This window comes from Streptomyces sp. WAC07094 (assembly GCF_036320405.1).
Classification (GTDB): domain Bacteria; phylum Actinomycetota; class Actinomycetes; order Streptomycetales; family Streptomycetaceae; genus Streptomyces; species Streptomyces lannensis.
Genome location: NZ_JAVMJZ010000001.1, coordinates 381234 through 399849, shown reverse-complemented (window position 1 = coordinate 399849; position 18616 = coordinate 381234). Strand labels below are relative to the sequence as shown.

Genomic DNA, 18616 nt, shown 5'->3' with positions numbered 1-18616 from the left:
GCCAGAGACGCAGGGCCTCGACGAAGCCCTGGGCGGCCAGTGGGGGGTTGCCGCTCTCGGCCCGCCCGTGGCCGTTGCCGGGGAATATACGCGATCGCGGGGTCGGAGATGCACCCTGAAGGTCCTGGGCGGGCGGCAACCCCAGGACCGTCGGGCACGCGTCGTCGGGAGCCTCCCGCGGTGTGCGGGGCCCAGTGGCTTCCCGAGGTTGGCACGATCCCCCGTCCGGTGTCTGCCTCTGGTGTGCCGGGGAGTGTTTGACGGTTGTCGACCGGTCGTCTAGTTTAGTTGACCGGTCGACTACATCGACCGGATCTTTCCGATCCCCTGATGAAGGAGCACCTTCGTGGCCACCCCCGTCAAGCTCGCCATCGTCTACTACTCGTCCACCGGCACGATCACGGAGATCGCCAGGGAGCTCCACGACGAAGGCGTCAAGGCCGGCGCCGAGGTCCGCCTTGTGAAGGCCGCCGAACTCGCTCCGCGAGCCGCCGTCGATTCCAATCCCGCCTGGGCGGCCAACCACGCGGCCACCGCCCTGGTTCCCGAGGCCACTCCCGAGGACGTCGAGTGGGCCGACGCCGTCATCTTCGGCACGCCGACCCGTTTCGGCAACGTCTCCTCGCAGCTGAAGCAGTTCATCGACACGCTTGGCGGCCTCTGGGCCGAGGGCAAGCTGGCCGACAAGGTGTACAGCGGCTTCGTCTCCAGCGCCACGGCCCACGCCGGGCAGGAGTCGACTCTCCTTGCCCTCTACAACTCGATTCACCACTTCGGTGGGCTCACCGTCACCCCCGGTTTCACCGAGCCGAACAAGTTCATCGACGGAAACCCCTACGGCACCTCGCACGTCGACGCGCAGGGCACCAACCCCGTGGACGACGTCACCCGCATCGCGGCCCGCATCCAGGTCCAGCGCGTCATCAAGATGGCAGGCGCCATCAAGGCTGCCGCCTGACGACACGCACGTCCTGTAGGTGCCGCACGAGCGGTTCCCGGCTTGTTCGGCACCTACAGGGTTCCTTCCGGACCCGAAACCCCGTCGTCCCCGCCCGGTTCCATCCGAGAAGAGGAAAGAATTCATGAAGGAGTTCCTGGTCGAACTGACCACCACCGTGCCCGAAGACACCGAGCCGGCCGAGGTCGACCGGCGCCGTGCGGCCGAAGCAGAGCGGGCCAAGGAGCTCACCGCCCAAGGGCACTTGTTCCGGCTTTGGCGTCCGGTCGGCGAGCTTCGCAGCATCGGTGTGTGGCGTGCTGAGGACGAGGCGGAACTGCGTGAGAAGGTCCTCGGGAGCCTGCCCCTGTGGCCCTGGATGACCGCGAAGATCACCGCCCTGCAGTCGCACCCCAACGATCCGGGCCGGACCAGCTGACCCCGCTCGGCAGAGACGGCGACCCCCACCCCGGGGCGCTGTCGGCGCAGCACCACAAGAGATGAGGAACTTCTGATGACAAGTACAGAGGCACAGCGGGCCGTGCTGAGTGGCGTCATGGACCGGTGGAAGGCCGCGGTCGGTGCCCACGAGCCGCACAAGGTGGCCTCGTATTTCACGGAGGACGCGATTTTCCAGGGGCTCCACCCTCACAGCGTCGGCCGAGAAGGGGTCGCGGAGTACTACGATTCGCAGCCCCTGGGGTTGGCGGCGGAATACGAGGTGCTCGAGACGCGGGCGCTCGCCGAGGACGTCCTGCTCGGCTACCTGAGTGTCGACTTCTCCTTCACCGACCGGCCGACCCTTCATGTGAGCCTCAGCATCGTGCTCCGGCGCATCGACGGTGAGTGGTACATCGGTCACTATCAGGTGTCCAAGCTCGACTGACGTGCTCAGCGGGTGTGTCACTCCCGCCACCGCCACCGCCACCGCCACCGCCACCGCCACCGCCACCGCCGGCGTCGACGGAACGGGAGGGGGAGGAGCACGCGCCCGTTCGACGCACGGCGTCGTGCCTCCATGCCGTGCGCGCGGTGCTCGTATCCACCGTCGAGACCGGGCGGACTTCCTGCCCGGGACCGCCCGGCCGCGCGGCCACGGCCGCCCTGCGGCGAACGTGATCGGAGTGAGCGGGGACGGACGTCGGCCGAGGCCGTTCGGCCATCGCGTGCGCACAACGGATCTCCAGGGAGAATCGGGCCGGCGTCGGTGCTGCCGCGCGTGCTTGAACACTTCGAGGCAGACGCCCATGAGGATCCCTCGGCGGCCTGGCAGGGCTTGACCAGCACCGAGACGTGTACCCGCCGGCCTCTCCACAGGGTCGGCGGGTGCGCCCCTTCGGACAAGCGATGGGATCTTTCTCCGCACCGCTGCCATGGCCATGGCCCTGGCCGCGGCCCGGCGCCTCACCGATGTCCTGAGCGGGCTCACCGCCGACGCGGTGCGTACGGCGGCTGCCGTGGCCATGCCACCCGCCGTATCGGCGGCCGGACCGGCCGCCGTACTGTACGACGAGGGGTCGGCCCTCGTGGCAGCTGTGCACGCCACGCGCCGCGCCCGACCGTCTCGGCCCCTGGCATCTCTCACAGCCTTGGGCGCCACCTGTGCTCCGGCCTGCCGCACGGTGGGTCACGCGGTCGCGGCCGCATACGAACAGGCGGCCCCATGGGTCGGGAGCGACGATCGTCACCCCTTGATGTGCCTGATCGAGGGCGCTTCACCGATACTGCAATGTATGCGGTTCGTTGTGGAGCTTCTGCCGCCGCACAGCAAGATCCCTATGTGGAAGGCTTAACACAGTGACGACCGTCGCATATCAAGGTGAACCCGGGTCCAACTCGTCGACGGTCGCCCGAGTGCTCTATCCCACGGGCAACGAACTGGCCTGCACGAGCTTCGAACAGGCCTTGGACGCGGTGACACTGGGTGCTGCCGACGTCGCCGTGATCCCGGTGGACAACTCCGCGGCCGGACGCGTCGCCGACGTGCACCACCTGCTGCCCGAGTCGGGGCTGTTCATCGTCGCCGAGTACTTCCTGGCCATCCGTTTCGACCTCATGGGTGTGCCCGGCACATCGCTCGATCAGGTGGAGTGCGTGCGCAGTCATGTGCATGCCCTGGGACAGTGCCGGAAGGTGCTGCGTGAGGGCGGCTGGCGCACGCTCGTGAGCGACGACACGGCCGGAGCGGCCCGCGAAGTGGCCGAGCTCGGCGATGCCCGGCACGCGGCTCTCGCCCCGCCTGCCGCGGCACGGCTTTTCGGCCTCGACGTCCTGCGGTCCGAAGTCGAGGACGACCCGGACAACACCACGCGGTTCGTCGTCCTCTCGCGGGAGGCCTCCTTTGCGCCGGCCACGGGCGAGCCGACGATGACGAGCCTGTTCTTCTGCGTACGGAACATCCCCAGCGCGCTGTACAAGGCGCTCGGCGGATTCGCCAGCAGTGCAGTGAACCTCACCAAGATCGAGAGCTACCAGATGGGTGCCGGGCTCAATCCCAGCCGCTTCTACGTCGAGATCGAGGGGCACCTCGATGAGCCCCGAGTGGACCTCGCGCTGCAGGAGCTGCGCTTCTTCTCCTCGGAGGTGCGCATCCTCGGTGTGTATCCCGCGCATGGGCACCGGCTGCGGGAACGAACGGGCTGAAGGGCGCTCGCCGTGCCGTCGGAGCAATCTCACCTCATCATTGCATCGTGAGGCCCCTCACGCTTTTCCTCTCAAAGAGTGCGGAATGCGCCGTGCCCGTCCGTGGTTTCCCTGACACCCCCTCGCCCCGAGCCGACTGCGGCGCGGATACCGCGCGTTGACACAGATGGGAATGGCCATGAAGCGATCGGAGATCAGTAACGCCCCTTCTCGTCTGCGCCGCGTCCGCATACCCGGGACGGTCCTGTCGCTTCCCCCCAAGGCTCCCCTGCCGCCGGAGGAGACGGATCAGGACGACTCCGAGGCGGACACGACCGCTGCCGACGCCGAGTGACGTGCGCGGCCTGCACATCTCCTCGACGGACGCAGCCCCCGTTCCGCCGCTGTGCAACGGTTGAAGCGTCGCCGACGGTGCGAGTGGGCGGTGGTGCGCCCGGCGGCCGTATGGAGGGCTACCGGCGAGCGCAGCACCGTCTGCGGAGACCTACCGGTTCATGTCCCGGTAGGTCTCGAGCAGCCTCAGCCAGACCTCGCTGATGGTGGGGAAGGCCGGCACGGCGTGCCAGAGCCGTTCGACCGGCACCTCGCCCGCGACGGCGATCGTGGCCGAGTGGAGGAGTTCCGCGACGCCGGGGCCCGCGAAGGTGACTCCCACGACGGTGCCGGGATCGGGGTCGATCAGCATACGCGCCCGGCCCTTGTAGCCCGGGGTGTACTGCTGTGCCCCCGCAAGGCGCGCCAGGTCGTAGTCGACCACGTCCACCCGACGCCCTGTGCGTGCGGCCTCGTGCGTGGTGAGACCGACGGAGACTGCCTCCGGGACGGTGAAGACGACCTAGGGTACGGCTGTGTGGTCGGCGCTCGCCGCATGCGCGCCCCAGCGGGTGTCGTCGACAGGCTTTCCTGAGGCGCGTGCGGCGATGGCGGCGCCCGCGATCCGGGCCTGATACTTGCCCTGGTGGGTCATCAGAGCACGGTGATTGACGTCTCCGACCGCGTAGAGCCAGCCTTCGGCGACCTCGATGACGCGGCAGGTGTCGTCCACGGTGAGGTTCCTCCGCCACCAGCTCACCGGCGAACGGTTCCATGTTCGCCAGCAGGCCGCCGCCACGGACGAGCAGCGTCACCTGGGAACCCAGCGCCTGCCAGGCGGTGGCCATTTCGACGGCCACCACGCGGTCCTTCCGGAACGTGTGCGCCTGATCCGTGTTCGGTGGGAGGCCCTCGTCACCGGCCGGGGAGCCGGGTCGTCACTTCCTGAAGCACCCACTCGTTGCCGTCCGGGTCGCTGAAGGAGGTGAACGAGCTGTAGCTGGCGCGCTGCGGATGTGGGCCGCTGACCCGTCCTTCTTCCGTACCGCGGTGGAAGACCCCGCCCGCGTCGTGGAAGATCTCGCCCATTTCGATGCCGCGCTCGACGAGCTCGGCGTGAGCCGTCTCGATGTCCGAGACGATGAGGTGCAGGCCCCGCACGGAACCGGGTGCGGCCGTGGTGACGCCGGTGCCGAAGAGTATCGAGCACTGCGAGCCGGGGGGCGTCAGGTGCACCACTCGGTAGCTGTCGTCGGCTTCATAGTCGACGTCCAGTCGGAAGCCGGCCTTCTCGTAGAAGGCCTTGGCCCGGTCGACGTCGGAAACGGGCAGCACCACAACTTCGAGTTTCAGATCCATCTTCGCCTTCGCTCTCACGGACGGAGGTTCCGCACCGCTGTGCGTCACCGGTTCAACCGGTGAGATCTTGGCAAGCGATCGCGTCACCTGTCAAACAGGTGACGCGATCGCTTCCGAAGGTGACGACCGCCGGGATCCCTGCTCGCGACTCCCGGCGGCCGGCCGTTCGGGGGCTCATTTGATTGACGCGTCAAGCATGTGGAGATATGATCGATGTGTCAATTAGAAGAGGTGGCTGTCATGGGGCAGCGGCGCAGAACGTATCCCACTGTCGAAGAGCTGCGAGCCTGGCGGGACTTCATCGAGACAGCCGAGGCGCTGAGGTCCGAACTCGCGTCACGATTGCAGAAGGAGTTCGCGCTGTCGCCGGGGGACTACGCGGTACTTCTGGCGCTGAGTGAAGCGGACGGTCTCCGATTGCGCTCCTCCGGGTTGGCCACGGCCATCCACTGGGAACGGAGCCGCCTGTCGCATCAGCTCGGGCGCATGGAGCGCCGCGGGCTGATTCGGCGCGACGAGTGCGCCACGGACAACCGCGGTGCCGAGGTGGTGCTCACCGATCAGGGTGCCCGGGCGTTTCGAGAAGCCGCCCTGCCTCATCTGCGTGCCATCCGGGAATTGTTCGTGGAGCCCCTCACTCAGGAGCAGATCGCGGCCGTCGGCGACACCATGGCGACGCTTCGCGCGCGCCTGGCGTCGCTGACCGACACGTGAGCCGGGAGGCGAGCCGTCCCGAGCTTCGCGCACGCATGACGCCGCTGACCGACCCATGGACCGGGAGCCGATGCCCGATCCGATCCGCCTGAAGGGTTCACCAGTGCGGCGAAGTCTGCCGCACTGACAGTATGTTCGGGCACGCGGTGCAGCGGCGCACCCAGCAGGGCGCCCTCACGCCAGGGGGAAGGGTGTGAGGGCGCCGTCCCATCGTCGGGGCCGGTTGATGAACACCGCGTCGGTGGGGTCCTGCTACTGGAGATACGGGCGAGAGGCCGGGGCTGGTTCACGATTCGACGAGAAACCCGAGCCGAACGTCGCCCTGCCCCCTCGCCGCTCATCGGAAGCCGCCCATGGCCCCATCGCGCGAACGGCGGGGGGCGCGGCCGGTCAGGCCAGCATCTTTTGAACGGCCTGACGTGACACACCGAGCTCCCGTGCGATGTCGGCCTGCGACACGCCCTGGTCGATGAGGCTCTGCATCAGGTCGCGCCGCTCGGCTGCGAACTGCTGGGCCAGGCGGGCGTGGTGGATCGCCTGCTCGCGGGCCTCCTTGATACGGCTCAAGGTGGGCTCATGCACGGAAAGGTCCCTGGTGTCTGCCATGGACCGCAGCATGACAACGGGGGGTTGACGCGTCAACCCCCCGTTGTCATCACTTGCTTCTTGGGTCCGGGGGCAGGTCGGTCGTGGAGGAGGAGCGCGCGCCAACTGCGGCCCTGCGGGGTGGCTCGGCAGCAGCACCCGGGAAGCTTCCGTCGGCATGTCGTTGCGCGACAAGGCCATGCGGCGCACATTTGACCGGTCAAGCGAATGTGTCTCCTGTGTCGTACGGGTGGGGCGACTGCCGGCATGTGTCGGCGCCGCTGTGTTCGATGGGCGCGAAGGCCCTGTTCGTCGTGCTGTGGGCAGGTTCCGGTCGCCGTTGTGGTGGGCGGCGGTGTTGCGTAGGGGCCGGCGGGCTCACATCACAGCGTCGGCCCGGTGGGCGACCCACCGGAAAGGTGACGCGGCCGCCGCCTTATATTGGCCGGGGGGAAACGTCGGTGCGTGCCGGGGGGATTGAGCGCTCTTGCGATCAGGTGGAACGTGTCGAGCTGCTGTGGTCGTCTTGCTCAGCGTCGTTGCCGCACTGTTCCTCGGCGCGTGCGGAACACAGGTGGTCGGTCAGGGCGACGGGAGGTCGCCCTTGTCGACGACGACCGGGCCGATCCCATGGACCACGATGGCGCCTTCCGCGGTCACCGGAGCCCATCTCGGCGACGACCGCCGCACGCTGTTCCTCGATACGCAGGTGCCCAGTGGCGCACACGCGTGCTTCCGCGAACTCAAGGCAGTGCTCACCGAGCCGATGACGGACCTCGTTCGGGTGCAGGTCACCTTCACCTCGCCGTCCGCGGACAGGGCTTCCGGGTGCACCAAGGAGAGCACGGCCACGGCGAAGGTCAGACTGCCCCGACCGCTGGGCGACCGGGAGGTGGTCGTCGACTACAACACGGTCTTCACCGCCCACGGTGCCGAACCGCCCGCGCTGCGGTTGTGCGGGGAACTCGGCTGCACACCGCCGACCATCGGCTGCACCGCCGCTTCCTACGAGCAGGCGTTGATGGCGGTCGACGCCCCCGCTCACACGTACCGGGACTCGGAGAAGTGTGACGGAGAATGGCTGGTGCTGGACTTCTCCTGGCGCACGGGGCCTGCCTGCGGCGACTCCACCGACCCTGCCTGCTCCTCCCGGCTGGGCGACCGCTGGTTCTTCCGGGCGAAGAAGTCGGGCTGGGAGCCGATGCTGCGGACCTCGGCAGGAGGCTGCCAAGACGTGCAACGCAAGGAGCCCGCCTTCCCCACCTCGTTGTGCGCGTCGCTGGCCCCGCTGCCCGCCTCACTGCACCCGAGTCACGCCCCGGCGTCCGCCACTCCGACGACCGGATAGACCGTGGCTTCGGCGCCCGGACAGACCGTGGCTTCGACGGTCGTGGCGGAGGTCCTCGGCGATGTGCGGGCAGAACTTTTGATCTACGTCCGCACGTTGTGCGAGTGAAGCTCCGCTCGGAGTCTCGGCCGGGATGCAGGTATTCGCCCTCGGATCCGCGAGCGGGCTCAGACATGTGTCCGGTGGGTATGCGCAGCCTGCTGTCCGACCAGGCGACGGGCAAAGATTATGATCCGCCCATGTCTGAGGACTTTTCTTCCGCTCTGCCGCACCACGTGCGCTCTCTGCCGCTGAAAACCCTGCGTGGTGACTTCGCCGCGCTGCAGTCCACGCCGACCGGCGGGGAGCATCGCGGCACCGTCCTGCTGCTTCCCGGTTACACGGGCAGCAAGGAGGAGTTCGTCCCCCTTCTCCCGGACATGGTCGACGCCGGCTATCGAGCGGTCGCGATCGACGCCCGTGGGCAGAACGAGACTGCCGGTCCGGACGACGAGGAAGCGTATCGGCAGGAAGCTCTGGCCCTGGACGTGCTGGCGCAGGTGGAGGCCCTCGGTGGACCGGTGCATCTGCTGGGCCACTCGATGGGCGGGCAGGTGGCCAGGGCTGCGGTGTTGACGGACCCCCGGCACTTTCTGTCCCTCACGCTGCTGTCGTCCGGGCCCGCCCGAGTGGGTGAGGAACGGCAGTTGCAGCTGAAGCTGCTCCTGGGTGCGCTCGAAACGATGACGATGACACAAGTGTGGGAGGCGATGCAGGCGTCCCGGCCCGCACCCGCGTCCCCGGCTGAGGCGGAACGGCTTCGCACGAGATGGCTGCGCACACACCCGTCGCACCTGCGCGTGGTGGGACGGCAACTCCTGTCCGAACCGGACCGGACACCGGAACTCGCGGCCGTGGCCTCGCTGCCGAGGCATGTCCTGTACGGCGATCAGGACGACACCTGGACGACGGTGGAGCTGGAGGACATGGCCACCCGGCTGAACGCGCACCGGACGGTCCTGCGGGGCGTGGGACATTCGCCGAACCTCCAGCGTCCCACGGAGACGGCGAGGGCGCTGATCGGATTCTGGTCGGGCCTCGTGGCGGGTTGACTCTTCCCACCAACGGCCGGGCAGTGCACGGTAGTTGCTTGTACGGGCGCGGGGGAGCGTGGCCGGGTTTCTCGTGGCGCCGCGCGGCGGGGTGTTGTGACTCCCGGCCACGACTTGCACGCTCGGAGGGTCGTCGATCGCGCGGTCAGTGCGGGGAGATGGGCAGGTTCAACGAGACCGTCTTGCCCTGGCCGTTGGGGGAGCTCTTCCACATCTCGGCCAAGGCCTCCACGATCAGCATGCCGCGGCCGTGCTCCGCTTCCGCGTTGTCCTCCTCGCTGAGGGACAGCGGCGAGGGGACGGGTGGGTTGCTGTCGGAGTCCCGCACCTCCAGCCGGACGTGATCGGGGAAGGCCCGCAGACGGACGTCCACGTCGCTGCCGGCGTGGATGAGTGCGTTGGTCACCATTTCCGATGCGGCCAGTTCAAGGGCTTCGGACAAGTCGTCCAGTCCCCAGCAGTCCAGCTGGTCGTGCACGAAGGAGCGTGCGGTCCTGACCCCGCGCAGGTCGCGGCGTTGAATGTGCAGGCTTCCCACATGGGGCCCGTCAGCGCCCTGCGTGCCTTCGTACAGTGCCAGCAGCAGAACGGCGTCGTCCCGGCGCTGTTGTGGTGCGGAGACCTCCGCGATCACCTCGTCGGCAAGCTGCTCGAGGTCGGGTGTGGATCCGGGGCCTCCGGAGCCGAGCAGCGCTTGCGCACGGGCCTCGGGATCGGCTGCGTCCCATCCGACGAGACCATCGCTATAGAGCATCAGGACGGAACCGGCCTCGAGGGTGTGCTCGCATCCTTGGTAGGGGCCCGGCGCGCAGACACCCAGAGGCACGTTGGCCGGGGCCTCCAAGGCGTAGACGCTTCCGTCGGGCCGCCGTACCAGAGGCGCCGGATGGCCGGCCAGGGCCACCTCTACGGTGTCGTCGGACGTATCGAGCGCGACGACACAACAGGTCACGGTCAGACCGGTGTCCAGCCCTATGAGGAGCCGGCCCGTCCGGTCTATCACCGCGGCGGGACGGTGCCCTTCGGTGGCATAGGAGGCGACGGCGGTGCGTACCTGTCCCATGACCGCGGAGCTCTCCATGGCGTGTCCCTCGACATCGCCCACGACCAGCACCGCACGGTCGTCAGCCAGTTTGATCACGTCGTACCAGTCGCCACCCACCTTGGAGGTGACGGTTGCGGGGCGGTAGCGCGCCGTGGTGGCCAGCTGCGGCAGGTGCGACAACCGGGACGGCAGCAGGAATCTCTGCAGGCATTCGGCGACCGCACGCTGTTGTTGGTTCAGCTCGACCCGTTCGACCGCCGCTCCGAGCATGCCCGCCATCATGCCGAGGAGGGCTCTTTCCTCGGGCGGACAAATGTGGGGCCCGGAGAACGTCAGGCAGCAGACGCCCACGACCCGGCCGCTTTCGACGACAGGCAGATCGAGGAGCTGTCCGTTGCCGATGAGCGGGAGGTACACCTCGGTTCGAGGTTCGTCGACCGACAGGGGATCGGCGCTCGGCGAGGAGTCCGCGGACAGGTACAACGGGCGTCCGCGAAAGGCCTCTGCCGCCGGTATCCGGTCCTCGACTCGGGCACCGTGGATGCTGCGGACCACGCCGGAGGAGGCACCGCTGTGTCCCAGCACCCAGAGGCGCCCTTCGCTGGCTGTGGCCAGGACCAGGGCTTGGGCCCGCAGCGGGTCCATCATGCAGTACTGGGCGGCCCCGACGACCTCGTCCACGGTCGTGGCGCGGTTGAGCAGCACGGACAGCCGCCGCAGCGGGTACATCATGCTGGTGCCCGCGGACCCGGGAACACCCTGCACTCCCCAGCCCGCTGTGCTCCCGCACATGTCGGTGGCGGACTCCGGCGGGATCAGCATGGGCATCGGATCGGCCGCTACGGTGACGCCGTCCTTGACGAGCATGGTGAGAGCCTTGGCCAGCCTGTCGCCGATCTCCTCGAGAGCCGGTCCGTCGCCGGGCCGGCAGGAGCCACGGTCCTCCAGACACAGGACGGTGAGGGCGCCGAAGCGCTGGTCCCCGGTGATGACGGGGGCCGAGAGGGCCACGTAGGGGTACGGGAGTACATGCTTCTGGCCGGGGTCGGCTGGGTCCGGATCGACCAGGACGGCCGCTTTCCCCGACCGCAGAGCCCGGGCTGATGCGCCGTACCCGTCCAGTCCCATGCGTCCGGGCATCGTGTAGAGCGACAGCTGGCTCCCGGCGGCCAGCGCGAGTCGGAGTTCGCCCCGGTCCTCGTCCAGCAGGTAGACCGCTGCCGCCACGGCGGACAACCGCTTCTTGGCCTCACGGACGGCATGGTGCAGGACCTCCGCAAGGTCTGCGCAGTGGATGTCCGTGGGTTCGCCGCTTGGATGCTGATCTTTTCCTGGGCTGCTGCTCGTCACGATGACGACTCCCTCCGGCGCGAAGAGCCGGTTGGCGCGAGAGAAGATCTGCCGTATTCGAGTGATAAGCAATTATTCGGCGTCTGTGCGGTCCGACGCGAACTCTGTACGGACCCGAGCCGGAAGTCACCCTGCGTGGTGTCGTGACGGTGGGTGTGCCGTGTGTGATACCGGCACATCCCGGTGCCGATGTGGGGCGTGGTGGCACTTGAAGTCGCGGGTCGAAGGCGCGATGCGGGTCGTCGTCGATGAAGCGCCCGTCAGCGATGCCCGCAGGTCCGCAGCGCGACGGTCTGTGCCCGCATGCTCACTGTCGGCTCACTTTCAGCCGCCGCTTGCAACCGGAACCAGTTCCGCTTAATGTCTAAGACGAACCGGAACCGGTTCCGGATATCGGCCTACGACGAGCCCTGTCCCGCGCCACCGGCCGCGCAACTCGGTATCTCGGTATCCCCTTCCCCTCTTCCCTAGTTCTGGAGAGTCACATGACGGACAGCCCTGTCACCACCCCGTTCGGCGCGCAGACGACCGCCGAGGAGGTGCTGGCCGGAATCGACCTCAGCGGTCGCCGAGCCCTCGTCACCGGAGCAGCCTCCGGCATCGGGCGTGAGACCGCCCGGGTGCTGGCCGCTGCGGGTGCCGAGGTGATCGTCGGCGTCCGTGACCTGGCCGCGGGCGCACGGGCGGCCGAGGAGATCGCCCCGGAGAGCGGTCCGGGCACGGTGCGCGCCGCGATGCTCGACCTCGCCGACCAGGCGTCGGTGCGCACCTTCGTTGCGGCATGGCAGGGACCACTGGACGTCCTGGTCCTCAACGCCGGTGTGATGGCGTGCCCGCCGGAACGGACCAAGGAGGGCTGGGAGCTGCAGTTCGCCACGAACCACCTCGGCCACTTCGCCCTCGCGACCGGCCTGCACGGCGCCCTGACGGAGGCCCGCGGTGCACGCGTGGTCGTCGTCAGCTCGGTCGGCCATGTCAACGGCGATGTGCTCTTCGACGACATCAACTTCGAGGAGCACCCCTACGACCCCTGGGCGGCCTACAGCCAGTCCAAGACCGCGAATGTCCTCTTCGCCGTCGAGGCCGGCCGTCGCTGGGCTCAGGACCTGATCAGCGTGAACGCCCTCAACCCCGGCCGCATCACCACCACCCGCCTCGGTCGCCACATCGGGGACATCGGCAACAGCCCGTCCTCCTTCGACCCCACCAGCACCGACGTGTCCTGGAAGAACATCGAGCAGGGCGCTGCGACATCGGTGCTGCTCGCGGCTTCGCCGCTGGTCGAGGGTGTCACCGGACGGTACTTCGAGGACTGCAACGAGGCCGGTCCGCACCGGCCGGGTGTGCGCCGGGGAGTGGCCGGCCACGCCGTTGACCCCCAGAGTGCGGCTCGCCTGTGGCAGCTCTCCATCGACATGGTCGAGGCCGCCGCCCCGGCCGCCTGACGCCCTGGCCACCACGCACATGGTTCGCGCCGGCACACCGATGACCGGGCCTCGCGGTTGCTCGTCGGTTGTGTCGGTCACCACCGACCGGATCGGTCCAGGCTGCGGGGCTCGCACTGGCTCGGCCCACACTGCGGGGCCACCACCGAACGGCCACCGGACGGATCCCGCGGCACCTCAACGGGGGTTCGGCTGCACACTTGAACCCTGCCGGGTGCCGCCCGGACGGGGTCCGCCGGCCGGTTCGGTGGGTCATTGCGTTTCCGGGGCGGCGGTCAGGTGGAGGCGGCAGACGTCGGCAGCTGTGAGGTGGGGTTTCTGCGGCGCGTCGCTGTAGCCGCATCTCCCGGGCCGCTCGGTCCAGGTGCTGCCAGAAGGCGAGCGGCAGGTCGAGGTCGTCACCGAGATCGACGAGACAATCGAAGGCGAGTCCCAGCTCGTTGTGCTCCAGGAATTCGAGCACGGCCGCGAGGTCGATGTCCGGGAGGCCTCCCAGGTGGAGCCGGGCTGCGTCAAGGTGGGCGCGAGTCAGGTTCCAGCCGGGTTGAAGTGCCTCGCGATCAACGGTCATGGCATCAGTTTCGGCAGCACGAAGGACCTTGTCGAGGCTCGTAAACTCATGGGGTGGCATTCACGAGCACCCCGCACTACTGCTTCCTGTGATCGGAAGGCATTGAGGGCGATGTCGGACGACGTCGCCCTCTTCGGCGTGCCTGTCGTGCGAACCACCTTTCTGACACTGCCCGATCCTTGCTGAGGCAGCAGTCGCCTTCGGTGCGCGCAGGCACGGTCCCTTCCCTTCAGCCATGCCAGGAGTGCTCGTGCCCGTGTTGCTTCCCCCTGCTCTCGAACGATTCCTCGACCTGCTGCGCTGCCCGACGTGCCGCACACGCGGTCTGTATGCCGACCACGGTGCACTGCGCTGTGGGGCGGGTCATACCTTCAACATCGCTCGCCACGGCTACGCCGGCCTCCTGACGGGCACCCGCGCCACCAGCGGCGACGACGCGGCCATGGTCCAGGCTCGGAACCGCTTCCTGGCCACCGGCCGGTACGCGTCCATCCGCCGAACGGTGGCCTGCCTGGTGGCCGACTCGTCCCCTGCACGGGGCACGGTCGTGGACGTCGGATGCGGTACGGGCTACTACTTGGCCGGCGTCCTCGACCAGTTGCCCGAAGCCCGCGGCCTGGGCCTGGACACATCGGTGCGAGCACTGCGGTCGGCAGCCCGAGCCCATGAACGAGCCGCTGCCGCCACCTGGGATGTCTTCCGCCCCTTCCCGCTGGCCGACGGGGTGGCCGACGTGGTGTTGGACGTGTTCGCACCGCGCAATCCGGTCGAGTTCCACCGAGTGCTCCGCCCGGCCGGCCGACTGATCGTGGTCCGACCTACCGGGCGGCATCTGGCCGAGTTGCACGGTCGGGTACCCGCAATGGTCACCGTCGATCCCGCCAAGGAACAACGCCTGCATCGCGCTCTGGACCCCTATTTCGAGGTCGTCGTCACCGAACAGGTGGAGTACTCTATCGCCCTGGGCGGGCTGGAGGCCCTGAACCTGGTGGGGATGACGCCGAGTGCACGTCACGTGAGCCGCGCAGAGTTGGACGATGGCAGCCCCCTTCCCGACCGGGTGACCGTCTCTGTGCTGGCCACCGCATACAAACCCCGGTGACCACGACGGGCGCCCGCGCCTGCTGAAGGACGAGCAGTGGAGACGGCCGGCGCTCTGACTTCCTCAACTCATCGGGAAGGCAGGGCCCGGTGCCCGTTCGCTGCCGACCGTCCCCTCGTCGACGGGATCACGAATATCCGCCGCGACAGGCGATCATCGTCACATGGAGCGAGTCATAGACCTCGACGAGGCTGTTGCCGTGGTCGTTTCGCGCCGATCCGCCTGGCAGGCAGCAGGACTGACCGTGGGGCCCGTCACGTGGCGCGATGGAGCGGCTCCTTGGCCGCAGCGCCTCGAAACGGTGAGGCGCAAGGTGAGTGATCCCGACTCGATCGGCATCCATGTGCGCCGTGCGCGGGAGGCCGAGCTTGAAGTCGTCCTTTACCGCGGCGGATGGGCCGACGTCGACCACATCGCAAGCATCAACGACGCAGGAGCGATCCCTGCTCCGCCGATACGTTCCGCCCAGGCGTTCGGAGCGTTGCTCGACTCCTGCGTCACTCGCGTCTTCGGCCTGCACAGTGCCATCGAGTAGGGAACGGGTTCTCGAACTCCCACCGCGCTCGTTGTCGAAGGCTGTCCGCTTGGCAGCTTGTGTCCGACCAGCCTGCGGCACTGCGTAAGGTTTGGTCATGACTAGGGCAAAGGGGCGGTGGCCCAAGCCGGATCCGGATCAGGGCGTAGAGGACGCGACGCTGCTCATTCTGGAATGGCTCGGTGAGCAGGGTGTCGGGGCGATGATTCGGGTCGACGCGGAGCGACTGCGGGAAGGACGACCGGCGTGGACGTTTGCGGCTGGTGGTGGACCGCTGTCGGAAGGGATGAGAGCCGATGGGCGCTCAGCTGCGGAGTGCATGAGTAGAGCGCTGCTCCGGCTGAGCGAGGGCGGCCTGGCTGTACCCTTCTGACCCCGATCCTGGAGCAGGTTCACTCCGCCGAGTCGGAGACCTGGCCCGAACCGGCTGTGGCCACACGCACCGTCTCGTCGTAGTGCGGCAAAGCCGCCGTTCAGCCATGGGACCCAATCCTGTCTCGGCTCAGCCGTCGAACCGCCTGACCGCGCCCATGGCGCGGACATTGACGTCAGCACCGAGACGGTTTGACGGTGCCGCGCATCTGCCCGAGCGGTCCTCGAATCAGTTGCGTTGTCACCTTCGCCGCGGGTGCTGAAATCAGTGGCGACGTGTGGTGGAACCAGGTGAACATGGCTCCCACCATGTTCGTTCGCCCGTGAGGTGATCCTTTGAGAAGGGTGGCACTGCGTCCCCACGCACTGTTGCCTCGGCAGTACGACCACCGGAGGGTCGTGGCGACCACGGTGGATGCCTGGGGCAGGGCCCTCTGGCTGATCTGCCCCGATGCGGAACTCGAACCGCAACCGTACGGAAGGCCGTATCCCAGACCCCGGACCGACTCTTATGACGCGATTCTCGTCACCGACGACCGCGGCACCATACAGGAACGGACCCTGCACGACGTCGGCGCGTGGGTCAGACACGTGGACTCGCTGCCCAACGGGCGGTTCATCCTGGTGGACGGACGCGGAACCCGAGGTGAGCGCACCGCCCGGATCCACGGCAGAGACGGTCGACGCCGACACGCCTTCCAGATGGGGGATGCCATCGAGTTCGCGATGGCGGACCGGCGGCATCATGTCTGGAGCGCCTGCTTCGACGAAGGTGTCTACGCCGACCCCATCAGCGCCGCGGGCCTGGTGCGTTGGGACAGCGGGGGCCGTCAGGAATGGCGCTACTCGGCTCCCGACGGCATCGAATACATCGATACGGTCTATGCCCTGAACGTCGACGACGGGGTGGCCTGGGCCTGCTACTACCCGACCTTTCCCCTGCTGGAGGTCCGTACGAACGGGCAGATCCGCGTCCGTACGTCGTCCGTGGTCGCTCCCCGGGGAATGGCCGTGCACGGGGAGGAGATCGTGATGCTCGGCGGGAACCGGCAGAGCGACCGGCTCCACCGCTGCCGAATGGATGGGCACAAAGTCATACCCGTCGAAGAAGCGCAGCTCACCCGTCTCGACGGCGCACCGATCAAGCAGTACGCGCGCCCTGTTGGGCGCGGGCGACACCTGTATCTACGCGGCTCGGCGAAGCAGTGGTTCGTGACCGGCATATAGGCCGGCGTTCGGCTCCCTTGGGTTCCGAGAACGCACGTCGACCGGGGTGAAGGCCGTCCGCGTCACCGACCTGTCCGAACAGCGCACCTGGGGCGTTTCTTTCGGATGGTGATGCAATGGGACCCCGGCGAGCCGATGCCTGGGTGTTTTGGGGCGAAGACAGCTGCTCGCAAAGCGTGTTCGAGGAAGCCGTACGATTCTGCCATGGATGCCGCGAAGGACGACTTGCGCTGTGGGCTCTGTGGGCAGGTCATGGATGCCGAGCATGAGCAGAACCACGAGGAATCGGGGATGAGCGCGGGCAGGCGCGTGGAGTACGTAGTTGTCGCACTGCGCGGCGCCACCGCTCACTGCCAAGCTGCCGATGACGCCTCTCGGACGTCCAAGACCGGTGCCGACCTCCTGGCGAAGCAACTGGGGATTGACCTGCCCGATCTTCTTGGCCGCCGTTACACGTGCTGGGAGACGACTACGGAATACGGTGTCATCCGGAACGGCTTCGAACCGGCCTGACATTCAACCGCGCCGGAACGATTCCGGCGGGTCATCTGCTCGTTGATCGATGTGTTCCGTTGACTGACGGGTGATGGGCGCGGCTCGAACCGTTGCTGCCGGACCGAACCTGTGGAGCTGAAGTCGAAGCTCACCCTCAAAGTTGAAGTCCAAGCTGAGCCGGCACCGATCAAGGAGCGGTCAGGGTGAATCCTCGACTGCGCATGGCAGTTGCGGAGGAGCTGCGGCAAGTGCTGCCGTGTTGCCCGAAGTTCACCGCGTGCAGTGTGCTCTCTTGTGCTCGCGGTGAATTCGAAGACGGGGCCGGTCGGCGATCCGGCTCGTACGGTTCAGGAATTCTCCCTGATCCAGCCGGTGAGCAGGGGGCCGACGCGTTCGGGTGATTCGACCTGGGGAAAGTGCCCGACGGCCGGTTCCTGGTCGAGGACGGCAAGTCTCGCCTCGGGGACGGCCTCGCGGATCCGTGGAATCACATGGGCCCCGCTGATGGGATCCTCGGGTCCCCAGATGAACTGTTGTGGACCCTCGTAATCATGTACTGCGCCCGTCCAGCGAGCGGCGCTCCGCCTGCGTTCCTCCATGTAGTGAAGGAGCGCGGGGAGAACCCTCAATCCGTCACGTGCCCGTGCTCCGAGCCACATGTCGTGCAGCATTGCACCTGGCAGGGGGCGTTCACCGATGAGGCGATCGATGAAGGAGATGAACTTCTCCTCGTCCATCTGCTCTGCCAGTTCCGCTCCGGCAGGTCCGGCGAGGAGATTCTGCTCAGGGATCGGGTGATGCAGGTCCGGCCAGATGCCTCCGTTGAGCCACGTCATGCAGGTCACCCTGTCAGGGGTGCGGGCCAGAAGTTCCTGAGCGACGGAGACTGCGTAGTCGTGGGCCACCACTGCGCTGGTGTCGTGTCCGTCGACTTCCCAGACCGCCTCGACGAGGTCCGCCTGCTCGAGAATCGAATAGGCGTGAGGGTAGGGCTTGTCGCTTTCGCCGAATCCGACGAAGTCCGCCGTTGTCACCCGAAAACCCGCGCCCACGAGTTGCGGGACGACGGCTGCCCAGTCGTGCGAGGAGGTGGGGAATCCGTGCAGCAGGGTCACGGGGACGCCGGTCGACGGCCCGTCGTGCCTCACGAACACGACATGTGGAAACCCCGGCAGGCGCCGGCGGCTGCCGCCGGCGATCCATTCCTCGCGGGATTGTGTGATGTCGGGCATCATTGCTCCGCTCGTGGGCCTGTGTGCAACGGAATTTGCTGAGCACGCAGAACGATTCACTTCTGCAATGTGTGTCATGGTTTCCACGACCATGATGGGCTTGCTCGATCCCGATTCAACGATCGACACCAAAGTTCCCCCTGTGTGCCAGGGCAGGGGTGTCCATGACGAGGTCTTCACACCGATTGCTTGGGTCCGGGCGCGGGCAGAGCTGTCTTCCCTTCGCGTCGACCAGGACGAAGCAGGAGGCCGA

General features: G+C 67.7%; 17 protein-coding genes and 2 pseudogenes. 13 read left to right on the top strand and 6 right to left on the bottom strand.

Features of this window, described 5'->3' with window-relative positions; translation table 11 throughout:
* Positions 1 to 346 precede the first annotated feature (346 nt).
* From RCR19_RS01855 to RCR19_RS01835, 5 genes are all read left to right on the top strand, one after another.
* Positions 347 to 958 carry an NAD(P)H-dependent oxidoreductase gene (locus RCR19_RS01855; protein ID WP_331263415.1) on the top strand — a complete coding sequence of 204 codons (612 nt, stop codon included), beginning with the start codon at positions 347 to 349 and terminating at the stop codon, positions 956 to 958.
* Positions 959 to 1082: 124 nt separating this feature from the next.
* Positions 1083 to 1376, top strand: coding sequence for a muconolactone Delta-isomerase family protein (locus RCR19_RS01850; RefSeq protein ID WP_331263414.1), 294 nt, complete (start codon positions 1083 to 1085; stop codon positions 1374 to 1376).
* 75 nt (positions 1377 to 1451) lie between these two features.
* The gene (locus RCR19_RS01845) at positions 1452 to 1823 is read left to right on the top strand and encodes an SgcJ/EcaC family oxidoreductase (protein WP_331263413.1); all 372 of its coding nucleotides are present in this window, start codon (positions 1452 to 1454) and stop codon (positions 1821 to 1823) included.
* 911 nt (positions 1824 to 2734) lie between these two features.
* Positions 2735 to 3580: a prephenate dehydratase gene (locus RCR19_RS01840; protein ID WP_331263412.1), complete on the top strand. Its 846-nt coding sequence runs from the start codon at positions 2735 to 2737 to the stop codon at positions 3578 to 3580.
* Positions 3581 to 3758: 178 nt separating this feature from the next.
* Positions 3759 to 3914, top strand: coding sequence for a hypothetical protein (locus RCR19_RS01835; protein WP_159044888.1), 156 nt, complete (start codon positions 3759 to 3761; stop codon positions 3912 to 3914).
* A gap of 150 nt (positions 3915 to 4064) precedes the next feature.
* Here the strand turns inward: RCR19_RS01835 and RCR19_RS01830 are convergent.
* A pseudogene (locus RCR19_RS01830) lies at positions 4065 to 4755 on the bottom strand (NAD-binding protein); the annotation flags it as partial.
* 52 nt (positions 4756 to 4807) lie between these two features.
* Positions 4808 to 5251 (bottom strand): VOC family protein, encoded by a 444-nt coding sequence (locus tag RCR19_RS01825; protein WP_331269313.1) that lies wholly within the window; start codon positions 5249 to 5251, stop codon positions 4808 to 4810.
* 240 nt (positions 5252 to 5491) lie between these two features.
* Here RCR19_RS01825 and RCR19_RS01820 point away from each other — a divergent pair, with 240 nt between their 5' ends.
* Entirely contained in the window at positions 5492 to 5965 is a 474-nt protein-coding gene (locus RCR19_RS01820) for a MarR family transcriptional regulator (protein ID WP_331263411.1), read from the top strand.
* A gap of 390 nt (positions 5966 to 6355) precedes the next feature.
* Here the strand turns inward: RCR19_RS01820 and RCR19_RS01815 are convergent, their stop codons facing one another.
* A complete protein-coding gene (locus RCR19_RS01815; protein ID WP_331263410.1) occupies positions 6356 to 6571 on the bottom strand; it encodes an HTH domain-containing protein in 216 nt (71 codons plus the stop codon).
* Positions 6572 to 7154: 583 nt separating this feature from the next.
* On the opposite strand from RCR19_RS01815, the gene RCR19_RS01810 reads away from it, so the two are divergent.
* Positions 7155 to 7898: a hypothetical protein gene (locus RCR19_RS01810; RefSeq protein WP_331263409.1), complete on the top strand. Its 744-nt coding sequence runs from the start codon at positions 7155 to 7157 to the stop codon at positions 7896 to 7898.
* A 239-nt stretch (positions 7899 to 8137) separates the two neighbouring features.
* Positions 8138 to 8989, top strand: coding sequence for an alpha/beta hydrolase (locus RCR19_RS01805; RefSeq protein WP_331263408.1), 852 nt, complete (start codon positions 8138 to 8140; stop codon positions 8987 to 8989).
* A 145-nt stretch (positions 8990 to 9134) separates the two neighbouring features.
* Here the strand turns inward: RCR19_RS01805 and RCR19_RS01800 are convergent, their stop codons facing one another.
* On the bottom strand, positions 9135 to 11384 hold the full coding sequence (locus tag RCR19_RS01800) for a SpoIIE family protein phosphatase (RefSeq protein WP_331263407.1): 2250 nt from the start codon (positions 11382 to 11384) through the stop codon (positions 9135 to 9137).
* A gap of 485 nt (positions 11385 to 11869) precedes the next feature.
* Between RCR19_RS01800 and RCR19_RS01795 the strand changes: the two genes are divergently transcribed.
* Positions 11870 to 12829, top strand: a complete 960-nt coding sequence (locus RCR19_RS01795; protein WP_331263406.1) for an SDR family NAD(P)-dependent oxidoreductase — start codon at positions 11870 to 11872, stop codon at positions 12827 to 12829.
* Between the two features lie 397 nt (positions 12830 to 13226).
* On the opposite strand, the pseudogene RCR19_RS01790 reads toward RCR19_RS01795, so the two are convergent.
* A pseudogene (locus tag RCR19_RS01790) lies at positions 13227 to 13400 on the bottom strand (MafI family immunity protein); the annotation flags it as partial.
* A 250-nt stretch (positions 13401 to 13650) separates the two neighbouring features.
* On the opposite strand from RCR19_RS01790, the gene RCR19_RS01785 reads away from it, so the two are divergent.
* The 4 genes from RCR19_RS01785 (at position 13651) to RCR19_RS01770 (ending at position 17149) form a co-directional block, all read left to right on the top strand.
* Positions 13651 to 14502, top strand: coding sequence for a methyltransferase domain-containing protein (locus RCR19_RS01785; RefSeq protein WP_331263405.1), 852 nt, complete (start codon positions 13651 to 13653; stop codon positions 14500 to 14502).
* Positions 14503 to 14815: 313 nt separating this feature from the next.
* Positions 14816 to 15037 carry a hypothetical protein gene (locus tag RCR19_RS01780; protein WP_331263404.1) on the top strand — a complete coding sequence of 74 codons (222 nt, stop codon included), beginning with the start codon at positions 14816 to 14818 and terminating at the stop codon, positions 15035 to 15037.
* Positions 15038 to 15808: 771 nt separating this feature from the next.
* A complete protein-coding gene (locus RCR19_RS01775) occupies positions 15809 to 16636 on the top strand; it encodes a hypothetical protein (protein WP_331263403.1) in 828 nt (275 codons plus the stop codon).
* Positions 16637 to 16840: 204 nt separating this feature from the next.
* Positions 16841 to 17149, top strand: a complete 309-nt coding sequence (locus tag RCR19_RS01770; protein WP_331263402.1) for a hypothetical protein — start codon at positions 16841 to 16843, stop codon at positions 17147 to 17149.
* 329 nt (positions 17150 to 17478) lie between these two features.
* On the opposite strand, the gene RCR19_RS01765 is transcribed toward RCR19_RS01770, so the two are convergent.
* Complete coding sequence (locus tag RCR19_RS01765) at positions 17479 to 18492, bottom strand: alpha/beta hydrolase (RefSeq protein ID WP_331263401.1); 1014 nt, start codon at positions 18490 to 18492, stop codon at positions 17479 to 17481.
* Between the last annotated feature and the right edge of the window lie 124 nt (positions 18493 to 18616).

What these genes read in the sequence shown, in the direction of transcription:
- RCR19_RS01850 (WP_331263414.1), top strand. Translation starts at nt 1,083, where the DNA reads ATGAAGGAGTTCCTGGTCGAACTGACCACCACCGTGCCCGAAGACACC.
- RCR19_RS01845 (WP_331263413.1), top strand. Translation starts at nt 1,452, where the DNA reads ATGACAAGTACAGAGGCACAGCGGGCCGTGCTGAGTGGCGTCATGGAC.
- RCR19_RS01835 (WP_159044888.1), top strand. Translation starts at nt 3,759, where the DNA reads ATGAAGCGATCGGAGATCAGTAACGCCCCTTCTCGTCTGCGCCGCGTC.
- RCR19_RS01825 (WP_331269313.1), bottom strand. Translation starts at nt 5,251, where the DNA reads ATGGATCTGAAACTCGAAGTTGTGGTGCTGCCCGTTTCCGACGTCGAC.
- RCR19_RS01820 (WP_331263411.1), top strand. Translation starts at nt 5,492, where the DNA reads ATGGGGCAGCGGCGCAGAACGTATCCCACTGTCGAAGAGCTGCGAGCC.
- RCR19_RS01815 (WP_331263410.1), bottom strand. Translation starts at nt 6,571, where the DNA reads ATGGCAGACACCAGGGACCTTTCCGTGCATGAGCCCACCTTGAGCCGT.
- RCR19_RS01805 (WP_331263408.1), top strand. Translation starts at nt 8,138, where the DNA reads ATGTCTGAGGACTTTTCTTCCGCTCTGCCGCACCACGTGCGCTCTCTG.
- RCR19_RS01795 (WP_331263406.1), top strand. Translation starts at nt 11,870, where the DNA reads ATGACGGACAGCCCTGTCACCACCCCGTTCGGCGCGCAGACGACCGCC.
- RCR19_RS01770 (WP_331263402.1), top strand. Translation starts at nt 16,841, where the DNA reads ATGGATGCCGCGAAGGACGACTTGCGCTGTGGGCTCTGTGGGCAGGTC.